The sequence below is a fragment of the Bacillus sp. PK6-16 genome (assembly GCF_056530295.1).
In genome coordinates, this window is record NZ_CP096511.1 from 1,199,247 (window position 1) to 1,213,058 (window position 13,812).

Annotated in this window: 24 protein-coding genes; 18 read left to right on the forward strand and 6 right to left on the reverse strand. The window is 33.7% G+C overall.

Annotated features, from left to right (window positions below):
* From murG to M1D66_RS06180, 4 genes are all read left to right on the forward strand, one after another.
* Positions 1-1,059: an undecaprenyldiphospho-muramoylpentapeptide beta-N-acetylglucosaminyltransferase gene (gene murG, locus M1D66_RS06165; protein ID WP_065222858.1), complete on the forward strand. Its 1,059-nt coding sequence runs from the start codon at positions 1-3 to the stop codon at positions 1,057-1,059.
* Positions 1,060-1,253: 194 nt separating this feature from the next.
* Positions 1,254-1,514 (forward strand): DUF3966 domain-containing protein, encoded by a 261-nt coding sequence (locus M1D66_RS06170; RefSeq protein ID WP_001250699.1) that lies wholly within the window; start codon positions 1,254-1,256, stop codon positions 1,512-1,514.
* Between the two features lie 95 nt (positions 1,515-1,609).
* Positions 1,610-1,984 (forward strand): nucleoside 2-deoxyribosyltransferase, encoded by a 375-nt coding sequence (locus M1D66_RS06175; protein WP_001012345.1) that lies wholly within the window; start codon positions 1,610-1,612, stop codon positions 1,982-1,984.
* A gap of 79 nt (positions 1,985-2,063) precedes the next feature.
* Positions 2,064-2,552, forward strand: coding sequence for a hypothetical protein (locus M1D66_RS06180; protein WP_149215127.1), 489 nt, complete (start codon positions 2,064-2,066; stop codon positions 2,550-2,552).
* Between the two features lie 33 nt (positions 2,553-2,585).
* On the opposite strand, the gene M1D66_RS06185 is transcribed toward M1D66_RS06180, so the two are convergent.
* On the reverse strand, positions 2,586-2,897 hold the full coding sequence (locus M1D66_RS06185) for a hypothetical protein (protein ID WP_001093239.1): 312 nt from the start codon (positions 2,895-2,897) through the stop codon (positions 2,586-2,588).
* A gap of 252 nt (positions 2,898-3,149) precedes the next feature.
* Here M1D66_RS06185 and M1D66_RS06190 point away from each other — a divergent pair, with 252 nt between their 5' ends.
* A complete protein-coding gene (locus M1D66_RS06190; protein ID WP_001008327.1) occupies positions 3,150-3,365 on the forward strand; it encodes a DUF3912 family protein in 216 nt (71 codons plus the stop codon).
* Positions 3,366-3,452: 87 nt separating this feature from the next.
* The gene (locus M1D66_RS06195; RefSeq protein WP_242555053.1) at positions 3,453-3,845 is read left to right on the forward strand and encodes a hypothetical protein; all 393 of its coding nucleotides are present in this window, start codon (positions 3,453-3,455) and stop codon (positions 3,843-3,845) included.
* Positions 3,846-3,924: 79 nt separating this feature from the next.
* On the opposite strand, the gene M1D66_RS06200 is transcribed toward M1D66_RS06195, so the two are convergent.
* From M1D66_RS06200 to M1D66_RS06210, 3 genes are all read right to left on the reverse strand, one after another.
* Complete coding sequence (locus tag M1D66_RS06200) at positions 3,925-5,319, reverse strand: L-cystine transporter (RefSeq protein WP_086386137.1); 1,395 nt, start codon at positions 5,317-5,319, stop codon at positions 3,925-3,927.
* A gap of 107 nt (positions 5,320-5,426) precedes the next feature.
* Complete coding sequence (locus M1D66_RS06205; protein WP_000440716.1) at positions 5,427-5,669, reverse strand: DUF2626 domain-containing protein; 243 nt, start codon at positions 5,667-5,669, stop codon at positions 5,427-5,429.
* A gap of 125 nt (positions 5,670-5,794) precedes the next feature.
* Positions 5,795-6,490: a helix-turn-helix transcriptional regulator gene (locus tag M1D66_RS06210; protein ID WP_000434125.1), complete on the reverse strand. Its 696-nt coding sequence runs from the start codon at positions 6,488-6,490 to the stop codon at positions 5,795-5,797.
* Between the two features lie 205 nt (positions 6,491-6,695).
* On the opposite strand from M1D66_RS06210, the gene comGA reads away from it, so the two are divergent.
* The 10 genes from comGA to M1D66_RS06260 all read left to right on the forward strand — a co-directional run bounded on the left by comGA (position 6,696) and on the right by M1D66_RS06260 (position 12,306).
* The gene (gene comGA, locus M1D66_RS06215; protein ID WP_070180498.1) at positions 6,696-7,739 is read left to right on the forward strand and encodes a competence type IV pilus ATPase ComGA; all 1,044 of its coding nucleotides are present in this window, start codon (positions 6,696-6,698) and stop codon (positions 7,737-7,739) included.
* Entirely contained in the window at positions 7,726-8,763 is a 1,038-nt protein-coding gene (gene comGB / locus M1D66_RS06220) for a competence type IV pilus assembly protein ComGB (protein WP_065222862.1), read from the forward strand. Before comGA ends, comGB begins: the two co-directional genes overlap by 14 nt.
* A gap of 11 nt (positions 8,764-8,774) precedes the next feature.
* On the forward strand, positions 8,775-9,074 hold the full coding sequence (comGC, locus tag M1D66_RS06225) for a competence type IV pilus major pilin ComGC (RefSeq protein ID WP_001178684.1): 300 nt from the start codon (positions 8,775-8,777) through the stop codon (positions 9,072-9,074).
* The gene (gene comGD / locus M1D66_RS06230; RefSeq protein WP_086386139.1) at positions 9,071-9,526 is read left to right on the forward strand and encodes a competence type IV pilus minor pilin ComGD; all 456 of its coding nucleotides are present in this window, start codon (positions 9,071-9,073) and stop codon (positions 9,524-9,526) included. The genes comGC and comGD overlap by 4 nt, the downstream gene beginning before the upstream one ends.
* A complete protein-coding gene (locus M1D66_RS06235; protein ID WP_000829464.1) occupies positions 9,519-9,821 on the forward strand; it encodes a hypothetical protein in 303 nt (100 codons plus the stop codon). Before comGD ends, M1D66_RS06235 begins: the two co-directional genes overlap by 8 nt.
* A complete protein-coding gene (gene comGF, locus M1D66_RS06240) occupies positions 9,791-10,261 on the forward strand; it encodes a competence type IV pilus minor pilin ComGF (protein ID WP_033692316.1) in 471 nt (156 codons plus the stop codon). Before M1D66_RS06235 ends, comGF begins: the two co-directional genes overlap by 31 nt.
* On the forward strand, positions 10,258-10,629 hold the full coding sequence (comGG, locus tag M1D66_RS06245) for a competence type IV pilus minor pilin ComGG (protein WP_001231318.1): 372 nt from the start codon (positions 10,258-10,260) through the stop codon (positions 10,627-10,629). Before comGF ends, comGG begins: the two co-directional genes overlap by 4 nt.
* Positions 10,630-10,803: 174 nt before the next feature.
* Positions 10,804-11,454 (forward strand): 2OG-Fe(II) oxygenase, encoded by a 651-nt coding sequence (locus M1D66_RS06250; protein WP_113303575.1) that lies wholly within the window; start codon positions 10,804-10,806, stop codon positions 11,452-11,454.
* A 115-nt stretch (positions 11,455-11,569) separates the two neighbouring features.
* Positions 11,570-12,067, forward strand: a complete 498-nt coding sequence (gene aroK / locus M1D66_RS06255) for a shikimate kinase AroK (RefSeq protein ID WP_000836624.1) — start codon at positions 11,570-11,572, stop codon at positions 12,065-12,067.
* A 38-nt stretch (positions 12,068-12,105) separates the two neighbouring features.
* Positions 12,106-12,306, forward strand: a complete 201-nt coding sequence (locus M1D66_RS06260) for a YqzE family protein (RefSeq protein ID WP_000106083.1) — start codon at positions 12,106-12,108, stop codon at positions 12,304-12,306.
* A gap of 65 nt (positions 12,307-12,371) precedes the next feature.
* On the opposite strand, the gene M1D66_RS06265 is transcribed toward M1D66_RS06260, so the two are convergent.
* A complete protein-coding gene (locus M1D66_RS06265; RefSeq protein WP_001073111.1) occupies positions 12,372-13,004 on the reverse strand; it encodes a VC0807 family protein in 633 nt (210 codons plus the stop codon).
* A gap of 141 nt (positions 13,005-13,145) precedes the next feature.
* Positions 13,146-13,262, reverse strand: coding sequence for a hypothetical protein (locus tag M1D66_RS06270; RefSeq protein WP_001987222.1), 117 nt, complete (start codon positions 13,260-13,262; stop codon positions 13,146-13,148).
* Between the two features lie 73 nt (positions 13,263-13,335).
* Between M1D66_RS06270 and M1D66_RS06275 the strand changes: the two genes are divergently transcribed.
* Positions 13,336-13,563, forward strand: coding sequence for a hypothetical protein (locus tag M1D66_RS06275; protein WP_000032702.1), 228 nt, complete (start codon positions 13,336-13,338; stop codon positions 13,561-13,563).
* A 97-nt stretch (positions 13,564-13,660) separates the two neighbouring features.
* Positions 13,661-13,792, forward strand: coding sequence for a hypothetical protein (locus M1D66_RS06280; RefSeq protein ID WP_000064668.1), 132 nt, complete (start codon positions 13,661-13,663; stop codon positions 13,790-13,792).
* Positions 13,793-13,812 lie beyond the last annotated feature (20 nt).

Below are 13,812 nucleotides of genomic sequence, written 5' to 3' on the forward strand. Positions count from 1 at the left end.
ATGAAGAAAATAGTCTTTACAGGTGGCGGTTCGGCAGGACATGTAACACCTAATTTAGCCATTATCCCATATTTACAGGAAGACAACTGGGATATCTCTTATATTGGTTCTCACCAAGGTATTGAGAAAACGATTATAGAAAAGGAAGGCATTCCCTACTATAGTATTTCGAGTGGAAAGCTACGTCGTTATTTTGATTTAAAAAATATAAAAGATCCTTTTCTTGTAATGAAGGGGGTTATGGATGCGTATGTAAGAATTCGAAAACTAAAACCAGATGTGATTTTTTCAAAAGGCGGTTTCGTATCTGTACCAGTCGTAATTGGCGGATGGCTAAATAGAGTACCAGTTTTATTACATGAATCTGATATGACGCCAGGACTAGCAAACAAAATTGCGCTTCGTTTTGCTTCGAAAATATTTGTTACATTTGAAGAAGCTGCGAAACATTTACCGAAAGAAAAAGTAATTTATACAGGATCTCCTGTACGTGAAGAAGTACTAAAGGGAAATCGTGAAAAAGGTTTAGCATTTTTAGGCTTTTCACGTAAAAAGCCAGTTATTACAATCATGGGAGGAAGTTTGGGCGCAAAAAAAATTAATGAAACGGTTCGATCCGCGTTACCAGAACTTCTGAAAAAATATCAAATTGTTCACCTTTGCGGAAAAGGTAACCTTAATGAAAGTTTACAAAATAAAGAAGGATATAGACAATTTGAATATGTACATGGAGAACTGCCAGATATATTAGCGGTAACAGATTTTGTTATTTCACGCGCGGGCTCCAACGCAATTTTTGAATTTTTAACATTACAAAAGCCGATGGTTTTAATTCCATTATCGAAATTTGCAAGCCGTGGAGATCAAATATTAAATGCAGAGTCCTTTGAAAGACAAGGATATGCCTCCGTATTATATGAAGAAGATGTAAATGTAAAATCTCTTATAAAGTATGTCGAAGAATTAAGTCAAAATAATGAGAAGTATAAAACAGCACTAAAAAAATATAATGGAAAAGAAGCAATTAAAACAATCATTCAAAATATTTCAGAGGCATGATGAAACAATCATGCCTCTTTTAGTAGGGTGAAAGATTCCAAGAATTGATATTTTTATGTTACAATAAAGTGAAACTTTAATCAGTTGGGTGCATCCCACATCTAACTTCTTTACTGTTACTGAATTTTGAGGAGGGAGTCTTACTGCCCTCAAATAGCGGGATAACAAATGGGTTAATAGGGAAATTCCAATTAATGAGGCGTGAAAATACGAATGGATTAGGAGTGACTGTGTTGGAGCTAAGTCTCTATGAAAATACTGCACTTATTATATGCTTTGTGTTGTACGTTGGTAGTGTTATTGTTTATATTTCAAGGAAATTTTCGCAAGAAAGAGAGCTTGAAAAGTCAGAGATAACAGCTGAACTAGAAATGTTAGCTGATGAAAGTTATAAAAAACAAAAAATAAAAGAAGACCATGAAGCATCCCATCATTTAAACGCAAATAAGTTTTAAAGATGGGGATTTTTTTTGAAGTTGTTCTTTATTGTAGCTATAACAAATAACGCTAAAAAGGAGTTTCCCCATACATAATGAAGGAGTGTATATAAATGAATTTTTATATCGCCTCAGGTTTCCAAAATAAACATCTTGTACGTTCCGTAGCAAATGAACTGAAACATGCAGGATGGCACCATACATATGATTGGACCAAAAATGAAAGAGCAGCGAATGAAGAACAATTAAGAGAAATTGGTCAGGCAGAACAAAATGCTGTAAAAGAAGCGGATGTATTTTTACTTATATTAGATGGCGGAAACGGGAGCCATACAGAGTTTGGAATGGCGATTGCACTAGAGAAAACGATATATGTATATCATGCAGGAAACCCGCTCCAAACAACGTTCTATCACTTGCCAGAAATAAATATTTTTGAAGGAGATGTAGCTGAGTTTGCATCTTATGTTATGAATCATGTGAAATAATAGTAACTACCTAAAAGGTTATAAAAGTGATCTTTTGGGTACAGTGATGATAAGAAACGTATATAAAGGAGTACATAATATGAAATTAGAAAATGGATGGGAAACGAGCTTTTTAGAAGTCGTACAAAATAGTGAATTTAAGAAAGAGGCACTTCTTAGTCAATTGCTTTGTCAGGATAGTGAAGAAGTAGAAGAGCTTGTGGATGATTACGGCTACGAAGAACTTGTTGAACGTGAACATGATGATGAGTTAGCTGAAATCTTAGGAGAAGAACTTTTTAGTGAGATGGAACGCCAAGTATTCTTATCTTCAAACCCAGAAGAAAAATTGATTTCATTCGTCAATGGATTAGGTTTTCATGTGTTAGATTGGATCGTTCTTCTTGAAACAGAATTTGACATTGATAGTGCAAACTTTACATCAGATGCTGTGAAGGTGTTAGAAAAGCGTTTCAGACAGTTTCCATACATAGAGGACAAGACAATTTTTGATATGACATTTGGAGAATCGATGGATGTATTAGAATCTGTTACAGGATTACAACTAAAGGAAAAGATGAACGTATAATGAAAAAAGAACGTGATTGGATCACGTTCTTTTTTACATAATAATAATTTTATCATCTAGTTTTGTCTGCCCGGTAAGAAGTGCATTTAAATATTCCACTTTTCTTATACAAGCTTGTATATGTCTTTCAATCTCTTGTAACTCTGCTTGGTGATGCGTTTCAATTGGATGAATTTGTACGTTGAATTTTTCAAATTGACTACTATATGTTATTTCTGCATAGCCGCTCATAATATCGGTTTCGTTATGAAATAAAAATTGCCTCGTTTTGTCACAGAATGATACATCCTGAAAGCCATATACTTTTAATGCTTCAATTACTTTTTTAATCATTTTTGTATTCATTTTTTAACCCTCTTTACGAAGTTCTACTTATATATTATAACATAAAAAATTACATAGAAAGCGCTTCCAAGTGTATTTTATTATAAACTTTACGTTTCAATCACAAAAATGAAACAAAGAAAAAATAATTGTAAAGAAGGAAGGACTCTTTTATTGTTTCGTCATATATATAGAGAAATAGTGCAATGAAAGGAAATTTTCCGAGGTGGAGATCGTATTTCCAATTTGAGCGCAGTAAAAGAGGTGAGAATTTTGAACTTTGATATTGTAGGACAAAAAGCATATATAAAAGATGGACCGCATCGGAACCGAATTGGAATTGTAAAGAAAAACGAGACAAAATTAGCATCGCAGTTTGCTATTGTAATTGGAGAACAAGTCATTGATGTAGAGCTAAAGGATATCGTGTTAGTTGGAGTAGACGTAGGACAATTTCATAAATGGTGCGAACAAAATGGTTATTTGTGAAAAGGACGGGCTGTGAGATAATGAAATATATTTGAGGAAAGAGGATATGTTATTGTATTCTCTTTTTCTATGTTTAAGGAGGCGAAAATGAAATATAAAGAACAGGAGTTTACGTTGGAGTTAAAAGAGAACATTCAATGTATGGAGAAGGAAATAGAGCGAATATCACTTAAACTGCATAAAGAGTATTCACGTTTATACATAGAAAACCAAATGGAATTAGATATGGGATTTGCAAGGGAAAAAGAGAATCCCTTTGAGGTGGGTTATTATTCATCAGTTGCTATAGCTATATTAGATGAAGAAAAAGAGCTGATTGAATTTCATAATATTCCAATTTATAAATGCGAAAGAATCTTTTTAGGAATGCCAATTCAATCAAACATTTTGGGGAGTAAGAAAGTAGGGGAACTCGCTGATGAATCTTGTTATGAGATTGAGGAAGAGTTAAAAGAGCAACTAGAAGAATACTTAGAGTGATAATTCTCAAGATAAAATCTATAAAGAGGGAACGGAATAAAAAAGACGCTAACAATTGTATGTTAGCGTCTTTTTTTCATTATGAAGCAATTTCACCAGTTTTTGTATCATCTTGATTGTACGTATCTAGATCTAATTCACCAAGCCATTTACTTGAAATAAGACCTGCTGTCATAGAGCCACTTACGTTAAGAGCTGTACGCCCCATATCGATTAATGGCTCAACCGAGATAACTAGAGCAACAATACCGATTGGTAAGTTCATTGTAGATAGTACGATTAAAGCTGCGAATGTTGCGCCGCCACCAACTCCAGCAACACCGAATGAGCTAATAGCAACAACAGCGATTAAAGTTAAAATAAATTGTGGTTGTAATGGATCAATTCCTACAGTTGGAGCGACCATCATTGCAAGCATTGCTGGATAAATACCTGCGCAACCGTTTTGTCCGATAGATACCCCAAATGAAGCTGCGAAGTTTGCAATTCCTTCGGAAATACCAAGCTTTTCTTTTTGCGCTTCAATATTTAATGGCATCGCACCAGCACTAGAGCGAGATGTGAATGCAAAAGTTAGTACAGGGAACACTTTTTTCAAATATTGAATTGGATTTAAACCAGACAATGCAATTAATAATAAGTGAATGATAAACATTACGATAAGTGCTACGTAAGAGGCTAACACGAAGTTACCAAGTTTTAAAATAGCATTTATATCGCTACCAGCAACTGTTTTTGCCATAAGAGCTAATACGCCGTATGGAGTAAGGCGTAAAATTAATGTTACCATACGCATTACGATTGCATATACAGCATCAAGCATTTTCTTAAATAGCTCTGCTTGTTCTGGGTATTTTCGTTTTACACCTATAAAGGCAATGCCGATAAAGGCTGCAAATATTACGACAGAAATTGTTGATGTTGGACGAGCGCCTGTTAAATCAAGAAACGGATTTGTAGGCAATAGCTCTAATAATTTATCTGGAATTGTTGTCTTTTCAATAGAAGTAAATCTTTCTTCAACTAGTTTCAGACGAGCAGATTCTGCATCACCTTGTTGTAGGCCTGTTGCAGATACATCAAATCCTGCACTTGCAGCGATACCGACAGCTGCAGCGATTCCTGTAGTAAGAATTAAAATACCGATAATAAGGCCACTAATTTTACCAAGATTTTTCGTTAACTGTAATTTTGTAAATGCTGAAATAATAGATACTAAAATAAGTGGCATAACGATCATTTGAAGTAATTTTACATAACCGTTACCGATTAAGCCAAACCAAGTATTTGATTCAATAATTACTTTAGAAGTTGGCTCATAAATAAATTGTAATATAAGACCGAATAAAATTCCGACTCCTAAAGCGGTAAATACACGTTTATTAAAAGATACATGCTTACGTTGCATATAATATAATACGCCAACTAAGATGAGCATGACTGCAACGTTAATTCCGACAAGCAGTGTATTCATGTTGATTCCCCCTAATTCCAATCTGTTATATAGAATATAAGGTAATAAAACCTATAAGTCAACTAGGAAATTCCGGAATTAAAAAAAAGATGGCAAAATGCCATCTTTTAATGTCCGGCCCCAGGCACAAGTAAGAATGTCGTGTAGTATGTAAATCCTATGAAGAAAACAGTTAAATATGCCCCAAATACGTATATATACATACGCTCTGTTAATTTTAAATAGCTTAAAAGTACGAAGAAACCTGTTTGTCCTAAAAATAGTAGTGCGGCCGGTTGCATATCCCCTACGTAAAACATGACCGAGAAAATTCCAGTCCAAAAGCCGAGAACGCGAAACATGCGCTCCATGCGATCTCCCTCCTTTTCTAAAAAAAGTAAACCTCACCTCATTATAGTTTATTTTTCTTACTATTGTAAATATTCGTTCATATAAAAAGAAGCCAATTATTATTGGCTTCTTTTTATATGAAAAATTAAATTGTTAGTTTATAATTACAAGATTTACATCCATCTAATAGACTATCATTTCGAGTTAATTCCATGTTAGGGAATAGGATTTCAAAAATTCCTTTCATCATATCTCCGTGCATGTTACAAATTTCAGTTGGATGATGAACAGCAACTTCTTTAAATGGACAATTGTGTACATCATAGAAAATTTTTGTTCCATCTGCACTTAATTCAAATGCAGGTGATAAGCCAGCTGTTGAGAAAGCTTCTTTTGCAATTTGAACTTTTTGTTCCACTGTTAAAGCATCTTCACTCACATTTAAACGTTGCATATGTTGTTGCATTAATTCAGCTCCGAATTGTTTTCCTGTTTCGTATAGCGCTTTTTCACCAGCAGCGCCAAGGCTAAGTAAAGAATTAAATGCGATTCTTGCTAACAATTGATAATCACGGAATGGAAATTGTAATTGGATAACATCTTCAGATAAGACATACAATCTGCTCGGTCGTCCGCCTTTTCCAGTTTTCTTCGTTTCCGATTTTAGCATATGAACATCTTCTAGTTTAGATAAATGTAAACGCGCTACGTTTGGATGAATGTCAAACTCATCTGCAATTTCTTGTACCGTTACGTAACTATGTTTTTGCGAAATATATTTATAAATGTAATAACGAGTTGGGTCAGATAATACACCTGTAATTTTTAAAGCTTGTTCCATGAGGATCTCCACCTTTATCACTTTATCCAAGATAATAACATTATAATACAGATAAACATGAGTATAGGTAATTTCAGACAATAATTCGGAAATTGTTCATAATTTCACAAACATATTTTTCCTTTTTCCTCTATTGAAAATACAAAAGTCCAAATTTTTATTGCGCATGTTTTCATGCTATATACATAGTGAGGAGGGAAAAGTGATGAATGGGATTGAAATTTTTGCGAATGCAATTTTAAAAGAAGCGTGTAGGGTACAAGCGTCAGATTTACATATTGTGCCCCGGCAGAAGGATGTAGCGGTGCAACTACGTATAGGAAAAGATTTAATGACGAGACAGTGTATTGAAAAGGAGTTTGGAGAAAAACTTGTCTCACATTTCAAATTTTTAGCATCTATGGACATAGGCGAGAAACGGAAGCCACAGAATGGTTCGTTGTATTTGCAAATTGATGGACAAGAAGTGTATTTACGCCTTTCCACACTTCCAACAGTATATCAAGAAAGTCTTGTTATTCGTCTTCATTTACAAGCATCTGTTCAGCCCTTATCACATCTTTCGTTATTTCCAAGTACGGCAGCAAAACTACTCTCGTTTTTACGCTATTCACAGGGGCTACTTGTGTTTACTGGACCGACTGGATCTGGGAAGACGACGACAATGTATGCATTATTAGAGGTAATTAGAAAAAAGAAAACACGTCGCATCATTACACTTGAAGATCCGGTTGAAAAAAGAAGTGACGATGTATTACAAATTCAAATAAATGAAAAAGCGGGTCTCACATATGAAACAGGATTAAAGGCTATTTTACGTCATGATCCAGATATTATTTTAGTAGGTGAAATCCGTGATGAAGAAACAGCAAAAATAGCTATAAGAGCAAGTTTGACAGGACATTTAGTAATGACAACGCTGCATACGAATGATGCGAAAGGAGCAATCATTCGTTTCATAGATTATGGTATAACGAGGCAAGAGATTGAACAGTCTTTATTGGCTGTAGCTGCACAGCGACTTGTCGAATTGAAGTGTCCGTTTTGCAGAGGAAAGTGCTCAACTTTATGTAAATCAATGAGGCAAGTAAGGCAGGCTAGCATTTATGAGCTACTATATGGATATGAGTTAAAACAAGCGCTTAAAGAAGCTGATGGAGAATGTGTTACTTACAAACATGAGACTTTAGAATCATCAATACGAAAAGGATATGCTTTAGGTTTTTTAGAAGAAGATGTTTATGTTTAAGAAAACTTGGAGTTTAAGTGATCAAGTAGTATTGTTGAAACGTTTAGGAGAATTATTAGAAAAAGGCTACTCTCTTTTACAAGCATTAGAATTTTTACAGTTTCAATTACCTGTAGAAAAGAAAGTACAATTGCAGCGCATGATTGAGGAGTTAAAAGATGGGAAAAGTCTACACGATTCTTTTCATCAGTTAAAGTTTCATCAGGACATGTTAAGTTATTTATTTTATGCCGAGCAACATGGTGATATTTCTTTTGCTTTGCAACAAGGAAGTGCACTTCTTTATAAGAAAGATAAGTATAGGAGAGACATGATGAAAATAATGCAGTATCCTATGTTCTTGATGTTTTTTCTACTAATCATGCTCTTTATTTTTAAACTCATTTTATTACCTCAGGTTGAAATGGTTTATAGTTCGTTCGGTTCTAATACACCACTACTTACAGAAAAAATTTTAAGTGCAATAAAACTGCTACCTTACATTATTTTAGTCGCTATTTTAACTGTTATTATTGGAGGTATTTTATACATGTTGTATTTTAGGAAACTTCCACATATTAGACAGGTAAAAATTATGCTTCGTATTCCCCTCATCAAAACATTTCTTATTTTAAAGCATTCACATTATTTTGCTACTCAGTTGAGTGGTTTATTAAATGGTGGACTATCAGTATGTGAAGCTTTAACAATAATGATGGAGCAAAGATATCATCCGTTCTTTAAATATGAAGCGAGCCGGATTGAAAGACAATTAATTGGAGGAGAACAGTTACAATCTATCATTGCTAAAAGTGGGTATTACGAGAAAGAACTTTCTTATGTTATTACGCATGGACAAGCAAACGGCAATTTAGGGATTGAATTAGGTGACTATAGCGATCTTATTATGGAAAAGATGGAACGGAAAATTAAACATATGTTAGTTATCATTCAGCCTATTTTATTTACATGTATTGGAGGAATCGTTGTCCTTATGTATTTAGCGATGATTATGCCGATGTTTCAAATGATGAATTCTATTTAGGGGGCATTTGTATGCAGAATGAGGAAGGATTTACTCTGTTAGAGATGCTATTAGTGATGGTTGTCATAACTATATTATTACTATTAATTATTCCGAATGTAGTTACACAGCGCTCATCGGTCCAAGGAAAAGGGTGTGCAGCTTACGTGAAAGCTATAGAAGCGCAAATACAAGTATATCAATTACAACATAATAAAATTCCATCGTTAAAAGAACTGACAGATGAAAAATATATTACAACTGATAAGTGCCCGAATGGCGAATCTATTCATATTTCAGATGATGGCGCAGTATCAATTAGGGCATTGTGAAACAACAGGGGTTTACTTTTTTAGAAATGTTACTCGTTTTATTTGCTATTTCTGTATTAAGTATAGTTACGTATTTTAGCGTGCATTCCTTATACGAGCGACAAAAAGTTGAACAATTTTTGAGGCAGTTTTCAAATGATATTTTGTATATGCAGCAATTAGCGATAAACCGTCAAAAGCACTATACATTACGTTGGCATAAAGATAGAAATATGTATGCTATAAAAGAGTCAGGTACAAAGTATTATATCGTCAAGCGAGAGTATGAAGAAGATATACAAATTGATTTGCATACGTTTCCAAATCCGATGACATATAATCCAAGTGGAAATATTAATAGAGGTGGTACGATTATAATTTCGTATAGAAATTATAAATATGAAATTGTATTTCAGCTTGGAAGAGGGAGATTTACGTATCGTGAAATGTCAAAAAGGATCTATAATGGCTGAAATGATTGTATCGTTAAGTGTTTTAATGATGGCTGTATCTTTACTACTACCGCAAACAGTATTAGTTATGCAAGAAAGAAAAAATATACAAATTCGTTATAAGGCATCTGGATTATTAAAAAAAGAAGCAGCTATATATATGTATGGAAATGAAGAAAAGCGAATAATAGAAAAGAATATAAATGGAATTGTGTATTACACATATTGGGGAGGCAATGAAGTTTGTACCATGTGGAGAGATGTGAAAGACAGAATGATGGAACAATGCTTTTATGTAGGAGAAAAAATAAATTAGAATTTGGCTTTTCATTAATAGAAATGATTGTATGTCTGTTTCTATTATCAATATTTTTTTTGCTCCTTCCCCGCCTACATTTCATTGAAATGGGAAATAAACAGTCAAAAGGATTAAATGATTGGGAGTGGGATGTGTATTTAGGGCAAATGCAATTGGAGTTTCGTGAAGTATCATCTGGAGAACAGCTAGCATTTGAAAATGGAGAAAGTATTTTACGATTCCGATCGCGTAATGGGAGTGAAGTATCGTATGAAAAAGAGAATAGTCGTCTTATAAGAAAGGTAAATAGGCGCGGGAGGGAAGTTGTTTTACAAAATATTGGAACAGTTTCTTACAAACTAACACCTCATGTACTCATTATAAATGTAAAAGATACTAGTGGGAAAATATATGAAGGTGTAGTTATGCGATATAGCGAAATAGGAATAAACGTATGAGAAAGCAAAATGGATTTACAATGCCTGGAACTATTATCTTTCTTATTTTATTAACTTCTTTTTTTATATACGAAACAAATATGTTGTTTACAGATAAAAATTTTTATATAGAAATAGAACAAAAGTTTTTATTGGATGAATTACTTAACCGATCTATTACAGATATAAAAAAAGATTTACAGCAAAAAGAAAAAGAAGGTACATTTTTCTTTCAGTATGAAAAGGGAGAAGCGAGTGGAAATTATGTCTTTGAAAATGATTTAATTCTCGTTACGTTGCAGTGCACACTCAAACAGGAAGCTTTCTATACGGTGAGTTTTCGGTATAGAAAAAAGGATGGAAAAATAGTGGATTGGATAGAAGGATAATATGTGAAATATATGGAGATAAACCAGGATTTTCTATTGTAAATTGAATTGATTTTTTAGAAGAAATGGATAAATATAATGATTAAAAGTTTAAATTTTCTCAAAAAAGAGAAAGGTAGAAAGAATATGATATATTCATGCTATCCAATCATTATTTTTAGGGAGAATAGGGAAATGACAAACAACAATCAAATAGGTGAAAATAAGGAACAAACTATTTTTGATCATAAAGGAAATACGATTATGACAGAAGATAGAGAAATACACATTATTTCAAAATTCGAAGAACCTCTTATTGTCGTATTAGCAAATGTACTAAGTGATGAAGAGTGTGGTGAATTGATTGAAATGTCTAAAAATAAAATGGAGCGTTCTAAAATTGGTTCATCACGTGATGTAAATGATATTCGAACAAGTAGCGGTGCATTTTTGGAAGACAATGAACTTACTTCAAAGATTGAAAAACGAATTTCATCTATCATGAATGTTCCTGCGTCGCATGGTGAAGGATTACACATTTTAAATTATGAAGTGGATCAACAATATAAAGCCCACTATGATTATTTTGCGGAACATAGTAGATCAGCTGCTAACAATCGTATTAGTACGCTTGTAATGTACTTAAATGATGTAGAAGAAGGCGGGGAAACATACTTCCCGAAATTAAATCTTTCTGTACACCCTAGAAAGGGAATGGCAGTATACTTTGAGTATTTTTATCAAGATCAATCACTAAATGAGCTTACGTTACACGGAGGAGCACCTGTAACGAAAGGTGAGAAATGGATTGCAACGCAGTGGGTGAGAAGAGGTACTTATAAGTAAAAGCGAGTGTTACGTTTTGTTCTTCATAGTATAAGAACAAAACGTTTTTTTATTAAACAAAGTAGCATCTTTCGTTATAATAACAATTAATAAATGACGATTGAGAGGACAGAAAATGAAATCTATATACATAACCGGCTACATGGGAGCAGGGAAAACAACAATTGGAAAAGCGTTAAGTAAAGAACTTCATATGGATGTTATCGATACAGACCAAAAAATTGAAGAGAAGCAGGAGAAGGCAATTCGTGATATTTTTGCTGAAGAAGGCGAAATGGCTTTTCGGGAATATGAAAGTGAAATGTTACGTGCGCTACCAGTCCATAATGTCATTATTACAACTGGTGGGGGAATTATTGAACGAGCGGAAAATCGCAAGTGGATGAAAGAGAACGGAACTGTCGTGTATTTATATTGCGATCCGCATGTAATTGCAGAAAGGCTTCGTGAAGATACGACACGTCCACTATTTCAAAAGAAAGATATAGATGCATTTGTAAAGAAATTTGAATCACGCCGAGCTTATTATGAAGAGGCTCACATTCATATCGATACGACAAATAAGTCTGTAAAGCAAATTATGAATGAATTAAAGGAAAAGATTAATGTGTAAAAAAGTGGACATACTAATCAAGTAGAGGTGATGATAATATGTCTACTAATGATTATGTTCGCTTTGTGACGCAGCAGTTTGTGTCGTATATGGATGCTCCAAAAGAAGATCGAAAACAAAAGAAAGAACAACGCCGTGCTGAAAAAGAGCCATTTATGAATAAGTGGTTTGGTGTTATGCCGCTGAGTGCTGCTTTGTTTTACCGAAATGTAAAAAGTAAAAGAAAAAAATCAAGTTGAATTTTAGTCATATGTTTAGCAAACCAAAAATCCCCTAGTGTCGTATTACACTAGGGGATTTTTATTTACTGCACGGATTCTTGTTCTTCCGTAACGGCATGTATTTTATTGTTCACCCATACAAATCCTATTCCGATACAAATAGAAATGCCCCAGCCTACAGCGGTCATAATCGCTCTCATTTCACCATAGCCATCTACACCAAAAACAGAGATGAAATAAATTTTTAAGAAGCTTTTTAATATGAATTGTAGACCAAAAAAGAGCGTTAAATATTGCAATGCTGGATAGATACGACTATCACGATACAGTTCACGACTTTTATCACGGTCATGCCCTTGCAGCGCTGCAATATCCGCAGCGAAATATAACATGAGTGGTTTTTTTATGAAAATTGTACAGATGACGATAATACCGAGTACGATGTGATAATATGCATCATTCCACAACATTCGTTCAGCTGACCCAGATAATAAATCTACCGTTGTATTAGAAATGAGTGTAATTAAAATAAAGAACCCTGTCACGTTAAACTGTTTTTCTTTTTTAAAGGTATACAATGTATAAATAATCCCCGGAACAGAGGAAAGTAACATCGCGTAATAAGGATCGATATAAGGTTTTGCAAATTTCCAAATGAGGAATGGGATTACGAGATAAAAGACAAGATCTAATATAGCTTTTTTATTTTGATTCATACAAAGCCTCCTTAAGTCATACATATATTTTATAATATAATTTCTGAAAATTGTATAAGGTTTAATGGGAAAAGAAAAAATATATCAATTTTCGAGGGGTTAGTAGATTGAAAAAAATTGCCCCTAGCGTAGTAAGTTTTTTTAGTATATAATAAAGGAAACGCTTTCATTTTTAATTTGTTCACAAAATGGACGGAAAATCACATATTTACTATCGATATGTTGCTTTATAATGAAACTAATTAAATATACATGCATACAATATTGTGAAATAAATAACATAAATAATCTATATAAATGTAAACGTTATCAAAAGAGAGAGGTGGAGACAATGAGTAAATTTTTCTTCAATCATAATCCAGCAACAGTAGAGGATGGAAGGCTTGTTAAATATGCTGAAATTATTTATGGAGAAGGTGGCCGTTCTGTATTAGAAAATTTAATGGTGAAGGCATCTATCAGATTGCGTGATCGTTATCCGAATAAATCTGACGAGCAGATCTCGAACCTAGTAAATAAAGGCATCCATGATATGTTTCAAAAATATGTGAGCGAGTAAGAGTGGCCAATGGCTGCTCTTATTTTTTTGTATAAGGATTGTCACTCTAGCTGAAAATAAACATGTATTCTGAAAAACGTAAAAAGGAGTGGGAAAGATGAGCAATGGAATTGGACGTTCGAAAGAAAATCTTCCAACTGATGCAAATCATGTGAGCGCGAAGGATCGTGCGTATCAAAAACGCATGGCAAAGCAAAAACAACAAGAGCGTAATGAAGATAGAGAGTAACTCGAAATAAAGCTCCTTCT

What these genes read in the sequence shown, in the direction of transcription:
- murG (WP_065222858.1), top strand. Translation starts at nt 1, where the DNA reads ATGAAGAAAATAGTCTTTACAGGTGGCGGTTCGGCAGGACATGTAACA.
- M1D66_RS06170 (WP_001250699.1), top strand. Translation starts at nt 1,254, where the DNA reads ATGAGGCGTGAAAATACGAATGGATTAGGAGTGACTGTGTTGGAGCTA.
- M1D66_RS06175 (WP_001012345.1), top strand. Translation starts at nt 1,610, where the DNA reads ATGAATTTTTATATCGCCTCAGGTTTCCAAAATAAACATCTTGTACGT.
- M1D66_RS06180 (WP_149215127.1), top strand. Translation starts at nt 2,064, where the DNA reads ATGAAATTAGAAAATGGATGGGAAACGAGCTTTTTAGAAGTCGTACAA.
- M1D66_RS06185 (WP_001093239.1), bottom strand. Translation starts at nt 2,897, where the DNA reads ATGAATACAAAAATGATTAAAAAAGTAATTGAAGCATTAAAAGTATAT.
- M1D66_RS06195 (WP_242555053.1), top strand. Translation starts at nt 3,453, where the DNA reads ATGAAATATAAAGAACAGGAGTTTACGTTGGAGTTAAAAGAGAACATT.
- M1D66_RS06200 (WP_086386137.1), bottom strand. Translation starts at nt 5,319, where the DNA reads ATGAATACACTGCTTGTCGGAATTAACGTTGCAGTCATGCTCATCTTA.
- M1D66_RS06205 (WP_000440716.1), bottom strand. Translation starts at nt 5,669, where the DNA reads ATGGAGCGCATGTTTCGCGTTCTCGGCTTTTGGACTGGAATTTTCTCG.
- M1D66_RS06210 (WP_000434125.1), bottom strand. Translation starts at nt 6,490, where the DNA reads ATGGAACAAGCTTTAAAAATTACAGGTGTATTATCTGACCCAACTCGT.
- comGA (WP_070180498.1), top strand. Translation starts at nt 6,696, where the DNA reads ATGAATGGGATTGAAATTTTTGCGAATGCAATTTTAAAAGAAGCGTGT.
- comGB (WP_065222862.1), top strand. Translation starts at nt 7,726, where the DNA reads ATGTTTATGTTTAAGAAAACTTGGAGTTTAAGTGATCAAGTAGTATTG.
- comGC (WP_001178684.1), top strand. Translation starts at nt 8,775, where the DNA reads ATGCAGAATGAGGAAGGATTTACTCTGTTAGAGATGCTATTAGTGATG.
- M1D66_RS06235 (WP_000829464.1), top strand. Translation starts at nt 9,519, where the DNA reads ATGGCTGAAATGATTGTATCGTTAAGTGTTTTAATGATGGCTGTATCT.
- comGF (WP_033692316.1), top strand. Translation starts at nt 9,791, where the DNA reads ATGCTTTTATGTAGGAGAAAAAATAAATTAGAATTTGGCTTTTCATTA.
- comGG (WP_001231318.1), top strand. Translation starts at nt 10,258, where the DNA reads ATGAGAAAGCAAAATGGATTTACAATGCCTGGAACTATTATCTTTCTT.
- M1D66_RS06250 (WP_113303575.1), top strand. Translation starts at nt 10,804, where the DNA reads ATGACAAACAACAATCAAATAGGTGAAAATAAGGAACAAACTATTTTT.
- aroK (WP_000836624.1), top strand. Translation starts at nt 11,570, where the DNA reads ATGAAATCTATATACATAACCGGCTACATGGGAGCAGGGAAAACAACA.
- M1D66_RS06260 (WP_000106083.1), top strand. Translation starts at nt 12,106, where the DNA reads ATGTCTACTAATGATTATGTTCGCTTTGTGACGCAGCAGTTTGTGTCG.
- M1D66_RS06265 (WP_001073111.1), bottom strand. Translation starts at nt 13,004, where the DNA reads ATGAATCAAAATAAAAAAGCTATATTAGATCTTGTCTTTTATCTCGTA.
- M1D66_RS06270 (WP_001987222.1), bottom strand. Translation starts at nt 13,262, where the DNA reads ATGCATGTATATTTAATTAGTTTCATTATAAAGCAACATATCGATAGT.
- M1D66_RS06275 (WP_000032702.1), top strand. Translation starts at nt 13,336, where the DNA reads ATGAGTAAATTTTTCTTCAATCATAATCCAGCAACAGTAGAGGATGGA.
- M1D66_RS06280 (WP_000064668.1), top strand. Translation starts at nt 13,661, where the DNA reads ATGAGCAATGGAATTGGACGTTCGAAAGAAAATCTTCCAACTGATGCA.